Origin of the sequence: Labrenzia sp. OB1, assembly GCF_001624695.1 — a bacterium.
In the GTDB taxonomy this organism is placed as follows: Bacteria; Pseudomonadota; Alphaproteobacteria; order Rhizobiales; family Stappiaceae; genus Roseibium.
The window spans coordinates 152,920-174,850 of the sequence record NZ_JSEP01000008.1 but is presented as its reverse complement, the minus strand read 5'-3'; the positions used below and the strand labels follow the sequence as shown (position 1 = coordinate 174,850).

24 protein-coding genes are annotated in these 21,931 nt (G+C 58.8%); 18 read left to right on the top strand and 6 right to left on the bottom strand.

All coding sequences use genetic code 11. From position 1 onward, the window contains the following. Window positions 1-181 precede the first annotated feature (181 nt). A complete protein-coding gene (locus OA90_RS13055) occupies window positions 182-949 on the bottom strand; it encodes an SDR family oxidoreductase (RefSeq protein ID WP_068412016.1) in 768 nt (255 codons plus the stop codon). Between the two features lie 133 nt (window positions 950-1,082). On the opposite strand from OA90_RS13055, the gene OA90_RS13050 reads away from it, so the two are divergent. Continuing rightward, window positions 1,083-1,625: a TetR/AcrR family transcriptional regulator gene (locus OA90_RS13050; RefSeq protein ID WP_199823695.1), complete on the top strand. Its 543-nt coding sequence runs from the start codon at window positions 1,083-1,085 to the stop codon at window positions 1,623-1,625. 94 nt (window positions 1,626-1,719) lie between these two features. Further along, on the top strand, window positions 1,720-2,685 hold the full coding sequence (locus OA90_RS13045; protein ID WP_082837020.1) for a DMT family transporter: 966 nt from the start codon (window positions 1,720-1,722) through the stop codon (window positions 2,683-2,685). Here OA90_RS13045 and OA90_RS13040 read toward each other — a convergent pair. Next, the gene (locus OA90_RS13040) at window positions 2,634-3,647 is read right to left on the bottom strand and encodes an alpha/beta hydrolase-fold protein (RefSeq protein ID WP_068412007.1); all 1,014 of its coding nucleotides are present in this window, start codon (window positions 3,645-3,647) and stop codon (window positions 2,634-2,636) included. The genes OA90_RS13045 and OA90_RS13040 overlap by 52 nt on opposite strands. Before the next feature lie 118 nt (window positions 3,648-3,765). On the opposite strand from OA90_RS13040, the gene nagZ reads away from it, so the two are divergent. The 11 genes from nagZ (at window position 3,766) to OA90_RS12985 (ending at window position 13,906) form a co-directional block, all read left to right on the top strand. After that, on the top strand, window positions 3,766-4,785 hold the full coding sequence (gene nagZ / locus OA90_RS13035; RefSeq protein ID WP_068412004.1) for a beta-N-acetylhexosaminidase: 1,020 nt from the start codon (window positions 3,766-3,768) through the stop codon (window positions 4,783-4,785). 81 nt (window positions 4,786-4,866) lie between these two features. Then, window positions 4,867-5,706 carry a ScpA family protein gene (locus OA90_RS13030; protein ID WP_082837027.1) on the top strand — a complete coding sequence of 280 codons (840 nt, stop codon included), beginning with the start codon at window positions 4,867-4,869 and terminating at the stop codon, window positions 5,704-5,706. 79 nt (window positions 5,707-5,785) lie between these two features. Further along, window positions 5,786-6,406 (top strand): SMC-Scp complex subunit ScpB, encoded by a 621-nt coding sequence (gene scpB, locus OA90_RS13025; protein WP_244274621.1) that lies wholly within the window; start codon window positions 5,786-5,788, stop codon window positions 6,404-6,406. Further along, window positions 6,406-7,545, top strand: coding sequence for an ABC transporter ATP-binding protein (locus tag OA90_RS13020; protein WP_068411998.1), 1,140 nt, complete (start codon window positions 6,406-6,408; stop codon window positions 7,543-7,545). The genes scpB and OA90_RS13020 overlap by 1 nt, the downstream gene beginning before the upstream one ends. Before the next feature lie 201 nt (window positions 7,546-7,746). Next, complete coding sequence (locus OA90_RS13015) at window positions 7,747-7,971, top strand: twin-arginine translocase TatA/TatE family subunit (RefSeq protein ID WP_068411995.1); 225 nt, start codon at window positions 7,747-7,749, stop codon at window positions 7,969-7,971. A 41-nt stretch (window positions 7,972-8,012) separates the two neighbouring features. After that, on the top strand, window positions 8,013-8,450 hold the full coding sequence (gene tatB, locus OA90_RS13010) for a Sec-independent protein translocase protein TatB (protein ID WP_068411991.1): 438 nt from the start codon (window positions 8,013-8,015) through the stop codon (window positions 8,448-8,450). Next, window positions 8,447-9,280 (top strand): twin-arginine translocase subunit TatC, encoded by an 834-nt coding sequence (gene tatC / locus OA90_RS13005; RefSeq protein WP_068411988.1) that lies wholly within the window; start codon window positions 8,447-8,449, stop codon window positions 9,278-9,280. The genes tatB and tatC overlap by 4 nt, the downstream gene beginning before the upstream one ends. Before the next feature lie 74 nt (window positions 9,281-9,354). Continuing rightward, window positions 9,355-10,635, top strand: a complete 1,281-nt coding sequence (gene serS / locus OA90_RS13000) for a serine--tRNA ligase (RefSeq protein WP_068411985.1) — start codon at window positions 9,355-9,357, stop codon at window positions 10,633-10,635. A 99-nt stretch (window positions 10,636-10,734) separates the two neighbouring features. Next, window positions 10,735-11,493: a 5'/3'-nucleotidase SurE gene (gene surE / locus OA90_RS12995; RefSeq protein ID WP_068411982.1), complete on the top strand. Its 759-nt coding sequence runs from the start codon at window positions 10,735-10,737 to the stop codon at window positions 11,491-11,493. 20 nt (window positions 11,494-11,513) lie between these two features. After that, complete coding sequence (locus tag OA90_RS12990; protein WP_082837019.1) at window positions 11,514-12,209, top strand: protein-L-isoaspartate(D-aspartate) O-methyltransferase; 696 nt, start codon at window positions 11,514-11,516, stop codon at window positions 12,207-12,209. Window positions 12,210-12,493: 284 nt separating this feature from the next. Continuing rightward, window positions 12,494-13,906: a M23 family metallopeptidase gene (locus OA90_RS12985; RefSeq protein ID WP_208986113.1), complete on the top strand. Its 1,413-nt coding sequence runs from the start codon at window positions 12,494-12,496 to the stop codon at window positions 13,904-13,906. Between the two features lie 74 nt (window positions 13,907-13,980). On the opposite strand, the gene OA90_RS12980 is transcribed toward OA90_RS12985, so the two are convergent. Further along, complete coding sequence (locus OA90_RS12980; RefSeq protein ID WP_068411975.1) at window positions 13,981-14,853, bottom strand: ATP-binding protein; 873 nt, start codon at window positions 14,851-14,853, stop codon at window positions 13,981-13,983. A gap of 241 nt (window positions 14,854-15,094) precedes the next feature. On the opposite strand from OA90_RS12980, the gene yajC reads away from it, so the two are divergent. The 5 genes from yajC (at window position 15,095) to OA90_RS12955 (ending at window position 19,347) form a co-directional block, all read left to right on the top strand. Beyond that, entirely contained in the window at window positions 15,095-15,427 is a 333-nt protein-coding gene (gene yajC, locus OA90_RS12975; protein ID WP_068411972.1) for a preprotein translocase subunit YajC, read from the top strand. Between the two features lie 73 nt (window positions 15,428-15,500). After that, complete coding sequence (gene secD / locus OA90_RS29490; protein WP_068411969.1) at window positions 15,501-17,111, top strand: protein translocase subunit SecD; 1,611 nt, start codon at window positions 15,501-15,503, stop codon at window positions 17,109-17,111. A 16-nt stretch (window positions 17,112-17,127) separates the two neighbouring features. After that, window positions 17,128-18,078: a protein translocase subunit SecF gene (gene secF / locus OA90_RS29485; RefSeq protein WP_068411966.1), complete on the top strand. Its 951-nt coding sequence runs from the start codon at window positions 17,128-17,130 to the stop codon at window positions 18,076-18,078. 12 nt (window positions 18,079-18,090) lie between these two features. Continuing rightward, window positions 18,091-18,468, top strand: coding sequence for an Mth938-like domain-containing protein (locus OA90_RS12960; RefSeq protein WP_068411963.1), 378 nt, complete (start codon window positions 18,091-18,093; stop codon window positions 18,466-18,468). Window positions 18,469-18,495: 27 nt separating this feature from the next. After that, window positions 18,496-19,347 carry a phytoene/squalene synthase family protein gene (locus tag OA90_RS12955; RefSeq protein WP_068411960.1) on the top strand — a complete coding sequence of 284 codons (852 nt, stop codon included), beginning with the start codon at window positions 18,496-18,498 and terminating at the stop codon, window positions 19,345-19,347. Window positions 19,348-19,400: 53 nt separating this feature from the next. Here OA90_RS12955 and trmFO read toward each other — a convergent pair whose 3' ends face one another. The 3 genes from trmFO to OA90_RS28005 all read right to left on the bottom strand — a co-directional run bounded on the left by trmFO (window position 19,401) and on the right by OA90_RS28005 (window position 21,907). Then, entirely contained in the window at window positions 19,401-20,819 is a 1,419-nt protein-coding gene (gene trmFO, locus OA90_RS12950) for a methylenetetrahydrofolate--tRNA-(uracil(54)-C(5))-methyltransferase (FADH(2)-oxidizing) TrmFO (RefSeq protein WP_068411957.1), read from the bottom strand. A gap of 362 nt (window positions 20,820-21,181) precedes the next feature. Next, complete coding sequence (locus OA90_RS28010) at window positions 21,182-21,331, bottom strand: DUF1127 domain-containing protein (protein ID WP_082837018.1); 150 nt, start codon at window positions 21,329-21,331, stop codon at window positions 21,182-21,184. Between the two features lie 423 nt (window positions 21,332-21,754). Next, window positions 21,755-21,907, bottom strand: coding sequence for a DUF1127 domain-containing protein (locus OA90_RS28005; protein ID WP_082837017.1), 153 nt, complete (start codon window positions 21,905-21,907; stop codon window positions 21,755-21,757). Between the last annotated feature and the right edge of the window lie 24 nt (window positions 21,908-21,931).

The window sequence follows — 21,931 nt, the reverse complement described above, 5'->3', positions numbered from 1 at the left end:
ACAGTCTTTCTGCATGGTGAAAGCGTGGCCGGAACGTCGTGGCATTCGCTCCGATCGGCTCGATTTTCCTTGGAGTGTGTTGTGAGGACTTGAAGGGAATTGCCCGGGCGCCTTTGCATTTCAAACGCTGCTTCGGGCAATTACCTGAAATCAGTTTAACGCGGCATTCTCCGGAAGTTGATCATCGGGTCTGCATGTCATTGACCATTTTGAGAACCATCCGCCTGGGCAGCAATGGCACCAGCCAGTTCAGCATGAACCGCATTTTAGGATCGTTGATCACTCGCAATTTGCCCTTGAGCATGGCTTCGTAGCCAAATTGGGCGACGCTTTCAGGGGTTGCACCTAACTTCGTCATCTCCAGATCGGTCATTGCCGCCACGTCTGCAAATTCCGTATCCACAAAACCCGGTTCAAGTGCCGTGACAGTAACGCCGTGAGGGCGCCATTCAAAATCGAGGGCTGGTGACAAGGTGCTGACAAAGGCTTTTGTCGCGAAGTATGTCGCCTGAAGAGGTCCGGGTTGATAGGCAGCGGTTGAACTGACATTCAGAACCTTTCCGCTGCCTCTGGCGACCATGTCTTTGCCAACCAGATGACACAGTGCAACCACTGCGCGGATGTTGAGATCAATCATGGTTAAATCCGCCGCCAAACCACGGTCAAGAAATTTGCCGTGTCCGCCGAACCCCGCATTGTTGATCAGAATTTCAATCCTTTCATCCCTGGTAGCCTCATAGAGAGCGAGAGCGCCACCCTCTGCAGCAAGATCCAAAGCAATTGTTGTAACCTTGACCTTGTGATCGGCTTCCAGTTCCGCTTTCAACCGGGCCAATTCGGGAGCCCGCCGTGCCGTGATGATCAGGTCGCCGCCCTTGCTTGCGTGATAGCGGGCCATTTCCCGGCCAATTCCAGAGGAGGCGCCGGTGATCAGGGCTGTATTTGGCATGAGGGTTCTCCAAAAAGTCAATGAATGTTGACTTCTATATTGAGTGCTGATTGGAAATGTCAATGCTTGTTGATAATTCGTCGTGCGTTTATAGCTTGAAGATATGGGAAATTCGGATATCACCCGCGCCAAATTGATTGCGGCAGCCACTCAAGCGTTCTGGGAACAGGGCTATTCCAATACATCACTGAGAAGGATCGCACAGGTGGCCTCCGTGGATGTCGCACTCATCTCGCGGTATTTTGGCGGAAAGCTCGGGCTGTTCAAGGCAACGTTGACGACAGCTTTTGACTGGCCCGAGCTGATCTCGCCGGACAAGGATCCCGTCGAGGTCGTCATCGAGAAATATGCCAACCCGGAATCCGATGCACATCAGACCTCGGTCATCCGGATGATTGTCATGAACGCCAATGACCCGCAGGTCGGCGAGTTGGTTCGCCAGACCCTGCGCCATACAGTGCTTGATCCTTTGGAGGCCCGGATAGGCGGTCCGCAAGCCTCCAACCGGCTGGCCATGTTCGTCGCCGTCTTGCTTGGTGCATCGATGGTTCGACAATCTCTGCAATTGCCCGGAATGGCGGCCGTCGAACCGGATGTCTATGCACGCCAACTACGCCATTTGGTCGAGGCAGCATTGCATTTCGATGAAGGACCAGGGGGGCGCGAGCAAGGCTGACGACCATGCGGCGTACCCGTCACCAGACCGAGGTCGCTACAGTGTTCAAGGCGAAATAGTTTAAGTGACTGAAACGCTATAGGTAACCGGCCGAATGTCTCTCCGAACCGCCCACCACAGACCTGAAAACATCGCATTGGCGTTGCTGCTGGCGGTTGCCGGGATGTCCGCCTTCACGCCCATATTTGCAGCCGGGAAGCTCGCCGACGGTGCGTTGCCGGTCGTGGTTCTGGTCTGGCTGAGGTTCATGGGCGGCGCGATCACGATTCTGTCGGTGGCGGCCGTTAGGCGCGTTCCCGTATTCTTTCGCGCCAGTGCTCTGTGGAAACTGCATGTCTTGCGGGCCTTTTGCGGTGTGGGCGGTCTCGGCTGTGTGATCTATGCCGCCAGCGTGCTTCCCCTGGCGGATGCAACCGCCATCGGACTGACCAAGGGCATCATCGCAATCGTGCTGGCAGGTCTGATCCTGAAGGAGGTTATCTCCGGCCGCCATTGGGTGTCCGCCGGATTGTGCGTTCTCGGCGCCCTTCTTATCGTCAGGGCGGCCGATACTGGAAGCCATGACGGCGAGCTTGCCCTTGCGGGCGTGGCAGCGGCGCTGGCGGGGGCGGTTTTCATGGCCTGCGAGGCCCTTATCATACGCTACATCGCCCAGCGGGAGGACACGGTCACGATCCTTGCCTATGTAAATGTGTTTGCTGCCATTCTGCTCTCCGGACCCGTGATCTGGTTGATCCGGTCGCAAGGTCTGGATTGGACCGATTTGCTGGCCTTCGCCTGGCTGGGGCCACTGGCGATCGTCGGTCAGTCACTCAACATTTCCGCCTATCGGCGTGCGGGCGCCGCGACGCTGGCACCAGTCTATTACGGTTCTCTCGTGCTGTCCGCTGCCTTCGGCTTTCTGGTCTGGGGCGAGGTCCCGACGCCGGTGGCCGTTGCCGGGGCCGGTCTGATTGTCGCGGGCGGGTTGGTTCTGACACTCCCGCGCCCATTGCCTGGAAGCCTCCGTCAGCTCAGCAGGCTGTTTGCCAGAAAAGGCAGGCTCTCGTCGAGGCGGTAGTCAATCGACGAATGGTTGTCGTTGAACTCCTGATAGACGTGCTCAACCCCGGCCGCGTCCAGCTTCTTGTGCAGGCGGCGCGCGCCATACACCAGATTGTACTGATCCACTTCGCCACACTCGATCCAAAGTCCCTTGAGCGATCTGAGCGCATAAAGGTGCCGGTCGACGATCACCACCGGATCCCATTCCAGCCAGGCGTTCCAGCGCTCCTCGATGAGTTCACAGGTATGGGGGTCGACGGGCAGGCGGATGCCGCAAAACACATCGGGATCGGGGTCGGGATCGTAGGTTGCCGCCATGGCAAACGTCATCAGGTCGTGCAGGGCGCTGCCCGAGTATTTCGGGCCCTTCTCGAAGTCCGTGACGAATGTCTCGATCGAGCCGGCCCTCGCGATGGCCCGCAGGGCGCTGGCCATTTCAGGGAGATAGCAAAGCTCGAAGGCCATGTCGCCCGAGTGGCACGCGGCCGCCGACCAGATGTCTGAATGTTTCATGGCGTGGATGATCGCGCCATAGCCTCCGGACGATTTGCCGAAGAGGCCGCGTTTGCCGTCACCGCCGCATTTGAAGCGTCCTTCGACGTCTTCCAGCAGTTCCGTCGTCAGCCATGTTCCCCAGGGACCCATGGCGTCGCTGTCGATATACTGATTCCCGCCCAGGCGCGTGAAACAGTCCGGGAACACCACGGCCACCGGCGGCATCCGGCCCTCGTGAATGAGCCGGTCCAGGCGTTCCGGAACGTTCTCGCCGAAGTTCTTCCAGTTGACATGGGCGGGGCCACCAGCGGTGAAACCGACGATATCCACCAGAAGAGGCAGTCCGTTGCCGTCGTGGCCATGGGGCGTATAGACGATGATTTCGCGTGTCGCTGTGTCGCCAAGCCGGTTGTGCCCCAGGATTTCGGACCTGTGGGAAAACCGGTGCAGTGTACCGGCCGGAATATCGAGACGCGCGCGCATTGGGAGGCTCCGATCATGGCAGAAAGACAAGGCGCCTAGAAAGCAAGTTCGCGGGGATGGCGCAAGGGGAGGCGACGGGTTTCTTGACGGACCCCGCCGCTGCGGCTAAGCCGGACCCATGACCAAGGCCTTCGTTTCCGGGTGCGCCGGACCGGTGCTTACCGCCGATGAAATCAGCTTTTTCCGGGAGGAAGACCCCTGGGGGCTGATCCTGTTCGCCCGCAATATCGAAACACCGGATCAGGTCAGGAAGCTTACACAAGCTTTCCGGACTGCCGTCGGCCGGCAGGAGGCACCGGTTCTGATCGATCAGGAGGGGGGGCGCGTCCAGCGCCTCAAGCCTCCGAACTGGCCGAAATATCCGGCCCCGAAACTCTATGGCGACCTGTACGAAAACCGGCCGGAACAGGCGTTGCGGGCCGCCTGGCTCGGCGCCCGTCTGATCGCCGCCGATCTTCATGACATTGGCGTCACCGTCGATTGCCTGCCATGTCTCGATGTGGGCTTCCCGGAGACAGTGGATGCAATCGGCGACAGGGCATTTTCATCGGATCCCGATGTTGTCGCAAAGCTTGGTCAGGCGATGGTGGATGGTGCGATGGCTGGCGGTGTGCTGCCGGTGATCAAGCACATCCCGGGACACGGCCGGGCGCGTGTCGACAGCCATTTGGAGCTTCCCAGGGTCGATGCCGGCAAATCATCTTTGGAAAGCGTGGATTTCCGGCCGTTCAAGGCGCTTTCCCGCGTGTCATTGGGCATGACAGCCCATATTGTCTACGAGGCGATTGATGACGCCAATCCCGGAACGCAAAGCAAGAGGGTTATTCAGGAGATAATCAGGACCGAGATCGGTTTCGACGGCTGCCTTATGAGCGATGACATCTCGATGAAGGCGCTTGGGGGCGATTTCGACGAACGGGCGCAAAAAATCCTTCAGGCTGGATGTGACATCGCTTTGCACTGTAATGGCGATATGAACGAGATGCGCGATGTTGCAAGAGCGGTTCCGATGCTTGAAGGCGCCGCAAAGCGGCGGTGCGACCGCGCCCTAAGAGAATTGAAGCCGCCCCGGCCCGGGTTCCGGAGGCAGGAAGCCTGGAGCGAGCTTCAGTCCCTGACCGGTTGGCAGGGGATGTAGCGCCCGGCAAGGTCGATGGAAATTGAGATGTTACGGCAGTCCGTGTTCACCGGAACGCAGGACGGTCCAGGCGGAGTGGAGATGGCGGAGTTGAACGAACACACTCAGGCTTCGAACGATGGATCTTTCGATCTTTTGAGTTCAGCCGCGAGAGATGAGGAGCGGGCGGTTTCCGACCCGCTGCTTGTCGTGGACGTTGAGGGCTTCGAAGGCCCGCTGGATCTGCTGCTCGGCCTGGCGCGCACCCAGAAGGTGGACCTGGCGCGTATTTCCATCCTGGAACTTGTCGAACAATATCTCGAATTTGTCGCTGCCGCCCGCCTGATGCGTCTTGAACTCGCTGCGGACTATCTGGTCATGGCGGCCTGGCTGGCTTTCTTGAAGTCCAAGCTGCTTTTGCCGGAACAAAAGGACGAGGACGAGCCGACCGGTGAAGAGCTTGCCGCCGCGCTCGCCTTCCGTCTCCGCCGTCTGGAAGCAATGCGCGAGGTTTCGGAAAAACTGATGAACAGAAGCCGGGCGGGCAGGGACGTTTTTCACCGCGGCGCTCCCGAAACAATGTCTGTTCAACACCGGAGCATCTGGGACGCGTCGGTCTATGACCTTCTGTCAGCCTATGCAACACAGCGCCAGCGTCAGTCGGTCACCTCCGTGCGTGTCCTGCGACGGACTGTCTGGTCCCTGCAGGAAGCGCGCGAGATCCTGACCAGGCTTGTCGGCCGGGTCAGCGAATGGGCGCCTCTGAATTCTTATCTGCGCGACTATCTTTACGACGAAAAGGAATGGACGACGATCGTCGCCAGCACTTTTACCGCCAGTCTTGAAATGGTCCGCGAGGGGCAGGTGGAAATCCGGCAGGGTGAGCCGTTTTCCCCGGTTTACATCCGCTCGATTGCAAAGGACGCGGATCATGACATCTGAAACCGATCTGCTGGATCTGCCGAACCATGAGCATGAGGCGGACGGGAGTGAGCCCGCGGTCGATCTTGCCGGTCAGCGCATGATTGAAGCGCTGCTCTTTGCGTCCTCGGAGCCATTGTCCCTGGAAGAACTTACCTTGCGGGTGCCGGAAGGCACGGACGTGCTCGGGCTTCTGGAGGAACTGCAGAAAATTTACGCCGCACGCGGTGTCAATCTGGTCAAAGTGGCCGGCAAGTGGTGCTTCAGGACCGCAGAGGACCTGGCTTTTCTGATGCACCGGAACGTTGAGGAGCAGCGCAAGCTCTCCCGGGCGGCACTCGAGACGCTGGCGATCATTGCCTACCACCAGCCTGTCACGCGCGCGGAAATCGAGGAGATACGCGGTGTCTCCACGTCCAAGGGAACGCTGGACGTTCTTTTGGAAACCACATGGATTCGCATGCGCGGCCGAAGGCGAACGCCCGGGCGCCCTGTGACTTATGGCACCACGGAACAGTTTCTGATCCATTTCGGCATGGAGAGTGTCAAGGACCTTCCCGGGCTTGAAGAACTGAAGGGCGCAGGACTTCTGGACAGCGCCGTCCCGGCGACCTTCCTTGTACCGACGCCGAATGACGACATTCTGCTGACAGAGGATGAAGATCCCCTGGAAGAAGGTTCCCTGTTTGAAGAAGACGCGGACGAGATCGCCGAAGACTGATGTCCAGACACCACAAGATCACCGGAACCGACGGCAGCGGTCGTATAACGAATTGGGGTGCGCCGGGAACAGCCGGGGCAACAATAGCTGCCGGTCTGGTTTTTGAAGGCGTATCGCACGACTACGACGGCGTTGCTTCAGTTCGCGATTTGAGCCTGTCCATCGCCCCGGGGGAAATCCTCTGCCTGCTCGGCCATTCCGGCTGCGGCAAGACTACCTTGATGCGCATTGCCGCCGGGGTTGAACGCCAGAGCCACGGCCGGGTGCTCATCAACGGGCGCGAAACCTCCGGAGACAGTCTGTTCTTGCCCCCGGAAAAGCGTGGCGTCGGCCTTATGTTCCAGGATTATGCGCTGTTTCCGCATATGACCATTCTCGCCAACGTCATGTTCGGCCTCACCAACATGCCCAAAAAGGAAGCGCGGGCCGCTGCTCTCTCGGCGCTCGGACGGGTCGGTCTTTCCGATTATTCTGCCGACTATCCACATTCGCTGTCCGGCGGCGAGCAGCAGCGGGTCGCATTGGCGAGGGCTCTTGTCCCCAGACCCGGTATCCTGTTGATGGATGAACCGTTTTCAGGTCTCGACAAACGGCTTCGTGACAGCGTTCGCGACGAAACCCTGGCGGTCATCCGGGAGACGCGCGCGACCTGCATCATCGTTACCCACGACCCCGAAGAAGCGATGCGCATGGGCGACAGCATCGCGCTGATGCGGCGCGGGCGTCTGGTGCAGCACGGAACGGCCGAGGATCTCTACAAGGATCCGGTTGATCTGTTCTCGGCCCGTTTCTTTTCGGAACTGAACCAGTTTGAGGGTGTCGTGACATCGGCGGGCATAGAGACACCGCTGGGTGTTCTGGCCGGTCCCGAACTTGAGCGGGGCGAAAAGGTCGACGTTTGCGTGCGTCCACAGGGTGTTCTTGTGCATGAGGCTGGTCTGTGCGGCGTCTCCGGACGTATCAGCACCAAAAGGTTTGTCGGCGAGGTCGATCTGTTGACGATCGTGGTCGAAGGTCTAGAGCACCCGCTGCACGCACGTGTGCGCGCCGGAAGCCTTTGGGAGAGGGGAATGAATGTGGGGGTAAGCACAGATCCGAAAGACGTGCTTGTTTTTCCAAGGACCGCATCCCAAATCTAGAGGGCGTCGCGTTGAGTTGAACTCAGGAAGTCCGCTTGAACGCGTTACGACGTAAAAGCGGATCTGCGCCGGGAATACTCACGCCCGGCTAATCATTCTGTCTAAGAACGGCGATTGTTCCCGCCGCGCTGTTGCAGGGGCGGAATCCTTTTTGTACAAGAGCCGTAGGGCTTTTAAAGCCGTTTATCAGGAGTTTGGCGTATGGGCATTAGTATTTGGCAGATCTTGATCATCGCGGTGGTGGTGGTTCTGCTCTTCGGACGAGGCAAGATTTCCGATCTCATGGGCGATGTTGCCAAGGGAATCAAAAGCTTCAAGAAAGGCATGGCCGAAGACGACACTGCCGATACCCCGAAGACAATCGATCATCAGACCGGCGAAGCGGCACCGACCGCTAAAGCTGAAGATCAGACCAAAGCGAGCTGATCTCAATCTGCATCGCGTCTCCTTAAGGGGCGGAACTTCAAATGTTCGATATCGGGTGGACCGAACTCTTGGTGATCGCCTGCGTGGCGATCATTGTTGTGGGGCCGAAGGATCTGCCGCGCATGCTGCGCACGCTTGGGCAAACGATGGGAAAGATGCGGCGCATGTCGCGGGAATTCCAGTCGACGTTCAACGACGCACTGCGCGAAGCCGAAAGCCATGCCGATATCGCCGATATGAAGAAACAGGTCGAGAAAGCCGCCAATTTCGATCCTCTCGGCGATATCAAGAAATCCATCCAGGAGGATGCGGCAAAACCGCCCGACAAGCCCAAGGCCGCAGCGGCGGAACCTGTTTCCGAAGATCAATCGCTCCGGGCATCCGGCGAAACGGCCGTTGAAAAACCGTCATCGGAACCAAAGGCCGCAACCAGGAAAAAACCGGCTAAAAAACCGGTGACGGAAGATGTGAAGGCATGAGCCAGGACGAAACCGACGCTTCGGAAATCGATGCTTCGAAGGCACCTCTGATCGAACATCTTATCGAATTGCGCCAGCGGCTGATGTGGTCGCTCGCGGCAATCCTGGTGATGTTCCTGATCTGCTTTTATTTCGCCATCGATATCTACAACATCCTGACCGTCCCCTATCTGCGTGCCGCCGGCGATGCGCATCCGGTGGAGATGATTTACACCGCGCCGCAGGAATGGTTTTTCACCCAGCTCAAGCTGGCCTTGTTCGGCGCGCTTTTCCTGGCCTTTCCTGTCGTCGCCAGCCAGATCTACATGTTCGTCGCACCTGGTCTCTACAAGAACGAGCGCGGCGCCTTTCTTCCGTTCCTGATCGCAACGCCCGTCTTGTTCCTGATCGGGGCATGTCTGGTGTATTTCCTCGTCATGCCCATGGCGATGGGCTTTTTCCTGTCCCAGGAACAAATGGCGAGTGCGGGAAAGGTCGCGATCCAGCATCTGGCCAAGGTGAGCGAATATCTCGGCCTGATCATGGTGCTGATCTTCGCGTTCGGCCTCGTCTTCCAGTTGCCCGTTGTGCTGACGCTTCTCGGCCGCGCCGGTTTGGTGAGTTCCGAAACACTCAAGCACAAGCGCAAATATGCAATTGTGGGCGCTTTCGCCGCTGCTGCAATTTTGACACCTCCCGATCCGATTTCACAGATCGGTCTTGCGCTGCCCACGCTGCTTCTCTACGAAGTCTCCATTCTGTCCGTCAGACTGATAGAGCGGAAACGGGCCGAGCGGGACGCTGCAAGCGAAGCGGAAGACGCAAGCGAGGCGGAAGACGCTGCGGTTTAACTCCGGCCTCCCAGGCTGGTATCGCGTTTGCCGGACGGAATTCATGAATAACGACCGCCGTTCGGGAATCGAAGATGTTTGATATTAAGTGGATACGGGAAAACGCAGCCGCCTTTGACCAGGCCCTGGCAAAGCGGGGCCATGAAGCCTCCGCCGCCGGACTGATCGCGCTGGACGAATCCCGCCGCTCTCATATCGGCAAGCTTCAGGAATCCCAGGAACGACGCAATGCCGCCTCCAAGGAAATCGGCAAGGCCAAGGGCTCCGGCGATGACGCACGTGCTCAGGACCTGATCGAGGAAGTCGCGCAGATCAAGGCCTTCATCCAGTCGGGCGAAGAAGAAGAGCGCAAGCTCAATGCCGCTCTGGAAGCGGCGATGGCTGTCATTCCGAACCTGCCGTATGACGATGTTCCGGTCGGGGCGGACGAAGCCGAAAACGTGGTACTCAGAACGCACGGTGAAAAGCCGGTTTTCAGATTCAATGAGCCTCCCAAGGAACATTTCGACCTTGGTGAAGCCCTGAACGGCATGGATTTCTCAACGGCCGCAAAGCTGTCCGGCTCGCGCTTTGTCGTGTTGAAGGGACAGATTGCCCGGCTTGAACGGGCGCTCGGCCAGTTCATGATCGATCTGCACACGCGTGAACATGGCTATACCGAGGTGTCTCCGCCGCTTCTGGTGCATTCCGATCCGCTTTACGGTACAGGGCAACTGCCGAAATTCGAAGAAGACCTCTTCAAGACCGCCACGGATCACTACCTGATTCCGACGGCCGAGGTTCCTCTCACCAATCTGGTCGCAGGCGAGATCCTGACAGAGGACCAGTTGCCGTTACGGGTCTCCGCCCTGACGTATTGTTTCCGGTCCGAAGCCGGATCCGCTGGCCGAGATACCCGCGGCATGCTGCGCCAGCATCAGTTCCAGAAATGCGAGTTGGTGTCGGTGACACGGCCGGAGGATTCGCTCGATGAACTTGAGCGCATGCTGGGCTGCGCCGAGAAGGTCCTGCAGGAACTCGGTCTGCACTACCGTGTCATGACCCTCTGCACCGGGGATATGGGTTTCAGCGCGCGCAAAACTTACGACATTGAAGTCTGGTTGCCGGGGCAGGACACCTACAGGGAAATCTCTTCGTGTTCCGTCTGCGGGGATTTTCAGGCAAGACGCATGAATGCACGCTTCCGGCCGACCGGAGCGAAACAGCCCTTGCATGTGCATACGTTGAACGGTTCCGGCATCGCCGTGGGCAGGGCGCTGATCGCGGTTCTGGAGAATTACCAGAACGGCGACGGCACGATCACCGTGCCCGAAGTGCTACGGCCTTATATGGGTGGTCTGGACAACATCGGCTAGTGATCGGTCAATCCGCCGCCACTGGGGGAGGCGGGTTGAACCGGTCAAATCGCGGGTTATCAAACGACGCTGTCTCAAACTCCGGGGGAACGCTTCCATATGCGCATTCTGATCACCAATGACGACGGCATTCATTCGCCGGGACTTGCGGTTCTTGAACGTATTGCCCGTACTCTGTCCGACGATGTCTGGGTGATCGCTCCCGAGACGGACCAGAGCGGGGTCGCGCATTCGCTGACCTTGAGCGATCCTCTGCGGCTTCGGCAGATCGACGAGCGGCATTTCGCACTCAAGGGAACGCCGACGGACTGTGTCATCATGGGAGTGCACAGGGTATTGCCGGCGGCGCCGGATCTGGTGCTGTCCGGAATCAACAGGGGCCAGAATCTGGCAGAGGACGTAACCTATTCCGGCACTGTTGCCGGTGCGATAGAGGGCGCTATCCTCGGCATCCGGTCCATTGCAGTTTCCCAGGCTTATGACTGGGACGTGTCCGCCGAGCCTGACTACAGCACTGCGGAAACACACGCGCCCGAACTGTTCCGTCAGCTTATCGATTTCGATTTGCCGCGCTATTCGCTGCTGAACGTGAATTTTCCACCTTGTCCGGCAGATGCCGTCAAGGGTGTGAAAGTCACGGTCCAGGGCCATCATGCGCAGGCCGGACTGTCTATTGACGAGCGCACGGATGGCCGCGGCTATCCGTATTTCTGGCTGCGGTTTCAGGATCGGGGTAAATCCGTTCTCGAAAACTCCGATCTTCATGCAATTGCCGATGGATATGTTTCCGTTTCACCGTTACGCATAGATTTGACAGCTCATGATCTGGTAAGCCAGCTGGCAACAGCACTTCAATAATCCCGAAAGGGGAGCGGTAAATGGCCGGCAACAAGACCGGCACGGACCAGAATCCGGCGTATCCGTTTCCACTGCCGGACGAGGCAGAGGCCCGCGCCGCGCTTGTCCTTGGCTTGAGGCGGCGGGGTGTCGGAGCGAGAGAGGTCCTTGCGGCAATCGAACGGGTGCCGAGGCGCCTGTTCCTGTCTGCGCGTCATCATGGCCTTGCCTATGAAGATGCCGCATTGCCTATCGAATGCGGGCAGACGGTGTCGGCTCCGTCTCTGGTTGCCTTTACCGTCCAGGCGCTCGGACTTGCTCCGGACCACTCGGTTTTGGAAATTGGAACGGGATCGGGTTACCAGTCTGCGATCCTGGCCCACCTTGCGGCGCGGGTGGAAACCCTGGACCGCTTTGCAACGCTTACCGATCTGGCGACCAGCAGGTTCGCGGCCCTGCGGCTCGAGAACGTCAAGGCCAGGCATATGGATGGACTGGAAGGCCTGAAACTGAAGGGGCCCTACGATCGGATTGTCGTGACTGCGGCGGTCGAAACGGTGCCGGACGCCTGGGTGCAGTCGCTCAAGCCCGGAGGTTTGCTGATCGCTGCGATCGGCAAGGCGAAACGGCCTCAGTCGCTGATCCGCTTTCACAAGAGCGAAAATGTCATGACGGCTGAGCATCTGATGAGCGTGCGGACCGTGATGTTACAGCCCGGCCTTGCCAAGAAGCTGTAGTACCAGGCTCAACAAATACGATCCTATTTGACGAGCTAGGTATAAGACGCAGGAAACGCTTCGATTCCCGGATCACTGCAGGGTCCGATTCGGGAACGTTCAGCCTTCTGCAAATTTACTATAAACAGCCCGCAGCACGTTTCTTTCACCGGATGGAATACTATGACAGCCGGGTTTCTCCTGGAATTCTGATCCGGTCTTTAGCCTTTATAAACCTTACTGGCGTCTACTCTTAACCATAACAGCCATAGTTAGCGGTCAGAGTTAAGGCGATGATGAAGCGGATGCGTACCCTCCGCGGGGACCTTTTGGGAAAAGCGGCAACTGTCTCACTGATTGCAGCGTCAATTGCGGGATGTTCCAGCGCGACTGAACGGTTCGGTGAATCCCCCTATTACACGGCAAACACCCAGAATCAGCGTGATATCCTGAGCGGCGGCCAGAGCCAGCCCACCTATCAGGATATCGTCAACGGTCCGGGAGGGTCGGTTGCCGGCCTGCCGCAGTCGTCGTCGCAGCCGGTGACGACCGCTTCGATTTCCAAAAAAGTTCCTGCTATCCAGTCTGTACCGCTGTCGCAGCCTGCGCGACCGCAAGTCGCCGCAAAGCCCGTTCAGCTGAAGCCTGCTCCTGTGGCCACCTTGCCCGCGCCTGAAGTGTCCCGTCCGGCACAGGTGGCGGTAGCCAGTCAGGCGAAAAGCTGGAAGGGTTGGACATCCGCCGGCGGTACCAGAGTTCAGGTCCGTCAGGGAGATGATTTGAATTCCGTTGCGCGCCGTTACGGTGTACCGATCCAGGCACTGGCCGCCGTGAATGGCATCGAGGATCCCAAGAATGTCCGTCCGGGGCAGAGCATCATCGTTCCCACCTATGTCTATGCGGAAAACAACGCTTCCACGAGCGTTACCGAAGGTGAAACCGGCCGGGTGAAGCTGCCGGCCGTCAGCCGTAACGATACTACAGTCACCGGGGCCGTGCCAACGTCCACCGCAACCATGCCGCGTCCGGCCAAACAACCGACTCTCGCGGAACTCAGCCGTGGTGAGGTCGACAAAGACCGCGTGTTACGCGTCAGCACCTTGCCGAAACGCAAGCCGGCCGGCAGTGAGCGCGTGCTGACCACAGCTTCGATTTCGTCGCAGGTTCCAACACCGCCTCGTCATCCCGTCGTTCAAAGCAAAGTTTCCGCTGCGCCCTCCGGTACACCCGCCGTTCCTGCCTTGCCGCAGCCGGCACTGACACGCGAGCAGCCGCCGAGCGAGCCGATAAAGACACCAGCGGTCGTGGCAAGCGTTACGGAAGAGGTGGAAGTCTCCACCGAAACCTTCCGCTGGCCCGTGCGTGGACGCATCATTTCCGACTTCGGCGCAAAGCCGGGTGGCGGCAAGAACGAGGGCGTCAACCTGGCTGTGCCCGAAGGCACACCCGTGAAAGCAGCGGATGACGGTACGGTCATCTATTCAGGCAACGAACTGAAGGGTTACGGCAACCTTATCCTGGTCCGTCATGGAGAGGGGTGGGTGACTGCCTATGCCCACAACAGCGAGCTCAAGGTCAAGCGCGGAGACAAGATCCGGCGTGGTGATGTTGTCGCTCTCGCGGGCGCCACCGGTTCTGTCAACCAGCCGCAGGTACACTTTGAGCTGCGCCAGGGCAACAAGCCGGTCGATCCCCTGAAACACCTGCCGCAACGCTGATCGAGACGGCGGCTATAAACTTCCCGGAAACTTGACAAAACCCGGCCATGCGCCGGGTTTTTCGACTTTACGCCCTAGGAAAGTACCTTGCCCAGACGACCGGCCAGATCCTGAATGAACTGATAGGCCACACGGCCTGAGCGGCTTCCCCGGGTGGTCGCCCATTCCAGGGACTGCGCGCGCAGATCGTCCGCCGGGACATCCAGTCCGAAATGCTCCGCGTAGCCGCGCACCATCTCGAGATAGTCGTCCTGACTGCATTTGTGGAACCCGAGCCACAATCCGAATCGGTCGGACAGCGAGACTTTTTCCTCCACCGCCTCGGCGGGGTTGATGGCTGTGGATCGTTCGTTCTCGATCATGTCCCGCGGCAGAAGGTGGCGGCGGTTCGACGTGGCGTAAAAGATCACATTTTCCGGACGGCCCTCGATCCCGCCCTCCAGGACCGCTTTCAGCGATTTGTAGGACGTGTCGTCATTGTCGAAGCTGAGATCGTCGCAAAAAACGATGAAGCGGAAGGGGGCCGAGCGAATCTCTGCCATGAGCCCGGGAAGGGATTCAATATCTTCCCGGTGGATCTCGATCAATTTGAGGGCCGTGGGCACATCTTCCCGATTGATCGCGGCATGCGCCGCCTTGACGAGAGACGACTTACCCATGCCCCGGGCGCCCCACAGAAGTGCGTTGTTCGCGGGAAGACCCTTGGCGAATCTTCTTGTGTTATCGAGGAGCAGGTCGCGCACCTGCGACACCGCGCACAGCAAGGTGATGTCGACCCTGTTGACCTTCTGCACTGCATGGAGTTCACCCGGCTGAGGGACCCATACAAAAGCATCCGCGGCGGTCCAGTCGGGCTTTCGCGCCGCCGCCGGGACGGCACGGCCGATCAACGCGATCAGCGTGTCGAGTTTCGCGTTCAATAAGGAAAGGGTGTCAGGTGCACTCATTAGTCTTGCAAGCCCCGTCAAAAAGGCCCATGTGAGGCCCTGAAGAAAGTCGCTGGAGCATTAACACGGCCGGGGAAACGCGAAAACGTCTGTTATTCCCATACTGGTACGCCGGAAACAGCTTGCAAAGCTTGAATTGAGGCGCGCCGTGGTTATAGTCCCGCCACCAGAATTAGAGCGTTTAGGCCTCAGGTCCTGGAAATGGACCCGTACCGGCAAGAGCGCCACTTAGGAGAGACGAATGTTTATCACCCCAGCCTATGCACAGTCCGGCGGAATCGCGGGTCCGGATTTCCTCATGTCGCTGCTGCCCTTCGTGGCCATCTTTGCGATCATGTATTTTCTGATCATTCGCCCGCAACGCCAGCGCGTAAAGCAGCATCAGGAAATGGTTTCCAATTTGCGGCGCGGCGATACCGTCGTGACGACTGGCGGTCTGATCGGCAAGGTTGCCAAGGTCGTTGATGACGGCGAACTTCAGGTGGAGATCGGCGAAGGCGTCAAGGTGCGCGTCGTTCGCTCCATGGTTCAGGAAGTCCGTTCCAAGACCGAGCCTGCAAAAGACAACGCGTAACACTTCAGAACGCGGATTTGATGAGTTCGCCAGGCCGGTTTCCGATCGGCCTGGCAGTTTTTAAGGCTTGACCATGCTCTATTTCGCTCGCTGGAAAATCGCGCTGATCGTGCTTGTGGTTGCCGCTGGCATCCTCTCGACACTGCCGAATTTCTTCTCTGCCAAGCAACTTGAAAGCTGGCCGGACTTTCTGCCGAAAAGCCAGATGGTCCTGGGTCTCGATCTTCAGGGTGGTGCCTATCTGCTCTACGAAGTGGACCGGGAGGACTACATCCAGAAGCGCATGAAAGCGCTGGTGAGTGATATCCGGGCGACCCTGCGCGAGGAACCGCGTATCGGCTACACGGGCCTCGGAGTGCAGGGCGATGCCGCCCAGGTGCGGATCAGGGACCTGACCCGGCTTGATGAGGCCGAAGAACGCCTGCAGCCACTGGTCAACCCGCTTGTTTCCAACCTTTTCGGCGGTCAGCCGGTCGATGAGTTCGAGATGACCGCCACCGATGACGGTCTCGTCCGCTTCTCCTATACCGAACAGGGTCTGCAGGATCGGATGGCGGCCATCGTGCAGCAGTCCATCGAAGTCATCCGCCGCCGTGTGGACGAAATAGGCACGACCGAGCCGAATATTCAGCGTCAGGGTACAGACCGTATCCTCGTCGAGGCACCGGGCGAGAACGATCCCGAGCGCCTGAAGGATCTCGTCGGCCAGACGGCACAGCTCACCTTCCATATGGTCGATACGTCCATGTCCGGTGAGCAGGCGATGCAGAACCGTCCGCCCGTCGGCACCGTGATCATGATGTCGGTGGACGATCCGCCGTTCCCTTATCTTCTTGAGGAATCCCCGCTGCTGTCAGGTGAGGACCTTGTCGACGCGCAGGTCAGTTTCGACCAGCGTTCTAACGAACCTGTGGTGAACTTCCGCTTCAACCAGTCCGGTGCACGCAAATTCGCGCTGGTAACGCAGCAGAATGTCAACCGGCCTTTCGCGATCGTCCTTGATGACGAAGTGATTTCGGCACCGGTGATCCGCGAGCCGATTACCGGGGGATCCGGCCAGATTTCCGGCAGCTTCACAGTTGAAGGCGCCAACGACCTGGCGGTTCTGCTCAGGGCTGGCGCACTGCCTGCCAAGCTTACGGTGATCGAGGAGCGGTCCATCGGTCCGGGCCTTGGTGCCGATTCCATCGAGGCCGGCAAGCTCGCATCGATCATTGGCGGCGTGTTGGTCATCGTATTCATGGTTCTGGCGTACGGCCGCTTCGGCATCATCGCGGACCTCGCGCTCATGTCGAACCTCTTCCTGATATTCGGCGCCTTGACCTTTCTGCAGGCGACACTGACCTTGCCCGGCATTGCAGGTATCGTGCTGACGATCGGGATGGCCGTGGATGCCAACGTGCTGATCTTTGAGCGTATCCGCGAAGAGGCGAGGGCGGGCAGGTCTGCTGTCTCCGCGATCGACGCCGGCTACAGCAGGGCGCTGGGGACCATCCTCGACGCCAACATCACCACCCTGATCGCAGCGGTCATCCTGTTCCAGCTCGGCTCCGGCCCTGTTCGGGGCTTTGCCGTGACCCTGGCCATCGGGATCTTCACCACCGTTTTCTCAGCCTTCACGTTCAGCCGGTTGCTTGTGGCCATTTGGGTCCGTCGTCGCCGTCCGTCCAAGTTGCCGATCTGATCCGGGAGAATAACCAATGTTGCTGAGACTCGTTCCGGACAATACCCACATAAAGTTCATGTGGCTGCGGAAGGTGAGCTTTCCCCTATCCATCCTTCTGGTCATTGCTTCCCTTGCCGGGTTCTTCCTGGTCGGGATGAACTACGGTATCGACTTCAAGGGCGGTACGATCATCGAGATAAAGACTGACGGACCGGCCGATATCGGCGCTATCCGTTCACGTCTGTCAACGCTTGACCTGGGCGATGTCCAGGTACAGGAATTCGGCGGATCGGACGACATCCTCATTCGTGTGGAGGAACAGCCCGGCGGTGAACTGGCGCAGCAGTCGGTCGTCACCCGTATCCGGACGATCTTCGAAGATGACAATGTCGACTTCCGCCGCGTGGAAGTGGTCGGACCGCGTGTCTCCAGCGAATTGGCCCAGGCCGGCGCCATCGCGGTGGCGGCGTCCCTGCTGGCGATCCTTTTCTACATATGGTTCCGTTTCGAATGGCAATTCGCTGTCGGTGCCATTCTGACGACGGCGAACGACGTGGTGATCACCGTCGGCCTGTTCGTTCTGCTGCAACTGGATTTCTCTCTGTCCAGCATCGCTGCGATCCTGACGATTATTGGGTATTCGCTCAATGATACCGTGGTCGTTTATGACCGGATCCGTGAAAATCTGCGCAAATACAAGAAGCGCCCGCTGACCGAATTGCTCGACATGTCGATCAACGAGACCCTGTCGCGCACGACAATGACTTCGGTAACCACGCTTCTGGCACTGATAGCGCTCTACGCCTTCGGCGGCGAGGTGATCCGCTCCTTCACGCTGGCGATGATCTTCGGCATCGTGATCGGCACCTATTCGTCGATCTTCCTTGCCGCACCGTTCCTGATTCTGTTCAACCTTCGCCCGGACGCGTTGACACCGAAGGGTGACGACGCTGAAAAGGGATCCGGCGAAGAGGCGACTGTCTGAGGATAGCCCGCGATGGAAATCAGGGATGCCCATTTCCCGGGCCGGGCTCCGCTTGATGCTTATGGCGATGGCGGGTTCCGGTTCGCTCAGATGTCCCACCGCGGCGCATTGTTATGTGTTCCGAGCGGGATATACGGTTGGGACCTGACCGATCCGTCCGAGTTCTCTCGTCAGGCATTCCTGAAGGTGTTCGAGGAGATCGCCGATATAGAGGTGCTGCTCGTGGGGACCGGAACGGATCTGGTACTGCTTCCGGCGGATTTGAAGGAAGACTTTCGGGAAGCCGGAATTTTGGCGGATCCGATGTCGACCGGGGCAGCCGTACGCACCTACAATGTGCTGCTTTCCGAAGACCGGGCGGTGGCCGCCGCGCTTCTGGCAGTGGACTGAACCTTAAGTGAAGGCCATATAGGCCCTATGACCACCGATTTTGATCATGCCGCCGAAGTGGTGCGCCGTTTCGACCGCGACCGCTACCTGAGTGCGCTGCTTGCGCCCGAGGCGCACCGCCCGGCCATGATGGCGCTTTATGCCTTCAATGCAGAAATTGGCCGCATCCGGGAGAGCGTGTCCGAGCCGCTTCCTGGCGAGGTCCGCCTGCAATGGTGGCGCGACCTGCTTGGAGGCACGGAGCATGGTGCAGCCGCAGCCAACCCTGTCGCCGGCGCTCTCTCGAGAACGATTGATACTTACAATCTTCCCAGGCAGGCCCTCGTTGCGATGACGGAGGCAAGGATCTTTGATCTCTACAACGATCCCATGCCCGATTTGAACGACCTGGAAGGTTATGCGGGGGAAACGGTTTCAAGCCTCTTCCAGCTTGGCTGCCTTGTCCTTGCCAACGGCGAGGATCTGGGAACGGCAACAATCGCCGGTCATGCGGGCGTCGCTTACGGCCTGACAGGCCTGATGCGCGCCTTGCCCTGGCATTCCGCGCGCAGGCAGATGTATCTGCCGGGAGATGTCCGCTCCCGCCACAATCTCGACCCCGAAACCGTGTTTCGGGGAGAAACGACCCCCGAGTTGCTTGCGGTTTTGACGGAAATGCGCGCCCATGTCCGACATCATCTGACCCGCGTCAGGCAGGCTGCCGAAGTCGGCCTGAAGGCCTGTCAGCCTGCTTTCCTGCCGCTGCTGCTTGTCGAACCGTTTCTGCGAAAGCTTGAAGTAGACGGTTTCGACCCGTTGCATCAGGTCGCCGAGATTTCCCAGTTGCGTCGACAGTGGATCCTGTGGCGGGCATCCGGCAACGTCTTCGGCAGGCTCTGAGCACGCCCAACAGGTCTTCCCGGCCGCTCGGCTCGCCATAATCCGCCGTAATATTATTCCGCCGCGGCTCTCACGACAGGCAGGTTCGACCGCCAGGCCTCGAAATCGGTCTTTGCCCTGTTGGTCATCGCCAGTTTCTTGGCTCTGGTCTTGTCCTTGCCCTTCAAGCGTTTGCCGGTTTCATCCGTGGTCGGCGCTTCGACAGGTGGAAACAGCCCGAAATTGACATTCATCGGCTGGAAAGAGCCGGGTTTTCCCGCGCCGTCTTCCCGGGTGATGTGTCCGCCTGTGATGTGCCCCAGCAAGGCGCCCATCGCTGTCGTGACAGGCGGTGGAACGATTTCCCGTCCGCGCGTCTCCATAACGGCGAAAAGTCCTGCCAGACAACCGACGCTGGACGATTCCACATAGCCCTCGCAGCCGGTGATCTGACCGGCGAAGCGCAGGCGTGGATCCGCCTTTAGGCGCAAACTGCCGTCGAGCACCTTCGGAGAATTCAGGAAGGTGTTGCGGTGCAGCCCGCCGAGCCGCGCGAACCGGGCGTTTTCAAGTCCGGGTATCATCTTGAAGATCTCGGCTTGAGCGCCGTATTTCAGCTTCGTCTGGAACCCGACGATGTTGTAAAGCGTGCCAAGAGCATTGTCCTGCCGCAACTGCACCACGGCGTAGGCCTTGACCGTCGGGTTATGGGCATTGGTCAGCCCCATCGGTTTCATCGGGCCGTGGCGCAGGGTTTCCCGGCCGCGGGCCGCCATCACCTCGATTGGCAGGCAGCCGTCGAAATACGGCGTGTTTGCTTCCCATTCCTTGAAATCAGCCGTGTCTCCGGCGATCAATGCATCGATGAACGCGTCGTACTGATCCTTGTCCAACGGACAATTGAGGTAGTCTTTGCCGTTTCCACCCGGGCCCACCTTGTCATAACGCGACTGGAACCATGCTTTGGAGAGATCGACCGATTCGAAATGCACGATCGGTGCGATCGCATCGAAAAAGGCGAGGGCGTCCTCGCCGCTTTTCTCCAGAATGGCTTTCGAGAGCGCGGGGGACGTGAGTGGCCCGGTTGCAACAATCACACTGGCCCAATCCTCCGGCGGCAACCCGGCAATTTCTCCGCGTTCGATGGTGATCCCTGGATGGGATTCGAGTGCTTGCGTAACCGCGGTGGAAAACCCCTCACGATCCACTGCCAGGGCACTGCCTGCCGGCACCTGATGAGCGTCGGCGCAAGACATGATCAGCGACCCGAGTTGGCGCAACTCGTGATGGATCAGCCCGACGGCGTTTTGCTGGGAATCATCGGAACGGAAGGAGTTGGAACAGACGAGTTCCGCAAGTCCATCGGTCTGATGAGCATCGGTCTTCCGCACAGGGCGCATCTCATGCAGGACGACGTCCAGTCCGGCTTGAGCGATCTGCCAGGCAGCTTCGGAACCGGCGAGACCGCCGCCTATTACATGAATGGGTGGCATGGAGTGTCCTTGGAAGTTTTTCACGCTGCCCGCATCGGCTTGAAGCCGAGATACAGCGGTCACTTGTCCTTGCGGACCTGATTACAGGCAATGTCAGGCTGCCGCAACGATTTCTCAGAACCGATTCGATAAATCATGGGCCGGAGATCGGCCGAAATTCCGGCGTGCCGGACCTTGAAACCGTCTTGAGGAACAAATGCGGGAAAGCTCTGGCGGATCCGCGCCTGAACGGTTTCAACCATAAAAAAACACCTGCCGGAGGGAGGAGGTCCCGGCAGGTGTTTTTTGAAACTCCACGCGCGAAGCGCAGAGACTTGCAGACTGAAGGTTGGGAGGAGGAGCCCTCCAGACTGCGAAGCTGATTATTTTGCAGACATGCGCGCGTAGCGGGCGATGTCAGCGCGGGCGATGCCCAGGTCGTCCAATTCGCGATTGGACAGGTTGGAGAGCTCGTCATAGGTCTGACGGAAGCGTTTCCAGTTATTGAATTTGCGAACAACATTATCGAGCATTGTTTAGGCCTTTCGCTATCTCATGGCCAAGGCACCGCGGATCGGCGTTTGGCCCGTTCATCTCTTATGATCGCAAGATAGGGGTTTTGTGCACTGCGAGGTAGAGGGCAAATCGCGAAGCAGATATGCACAAATCGCATATTAACAAGGGGTTAATTACCCTGAAGAGGGCTAATAAGCATGCGTTAATTGCATGGGTGTGGCTCAAGGTTCTTCGCATGTGCGAGAAGAAGTGCTCGCGGGGCTGTCATGACTGATGGATCGGGCGGTAAAGGAAATCAAGCCAGAAAAACGAACGCCCGCCAGCGGGAGGAGGTGCTGACGGGCGTCGTTTCGACGTGACAGGGCTGGGAGGAGGATGCCCTGCGTGTCACACGTCCGTTGGCTGGGAGGAGGATGCCTCGGGACGCGATCTCTAAATTTTTAACCGTTCATGGAACGGCGTGCGACGAACTTGATGTCGCTGCGGCTGATGCCAAGATCAGACAGTTCACGGGTGGAGAGGCGGGACAATTCGTCAACCGCACGGCGGTAGCTCACCCAGTTGCTGTACTTCTGACGCACAGTATCAAACATTTTCTTGTTCCTTATTAGGCGAGG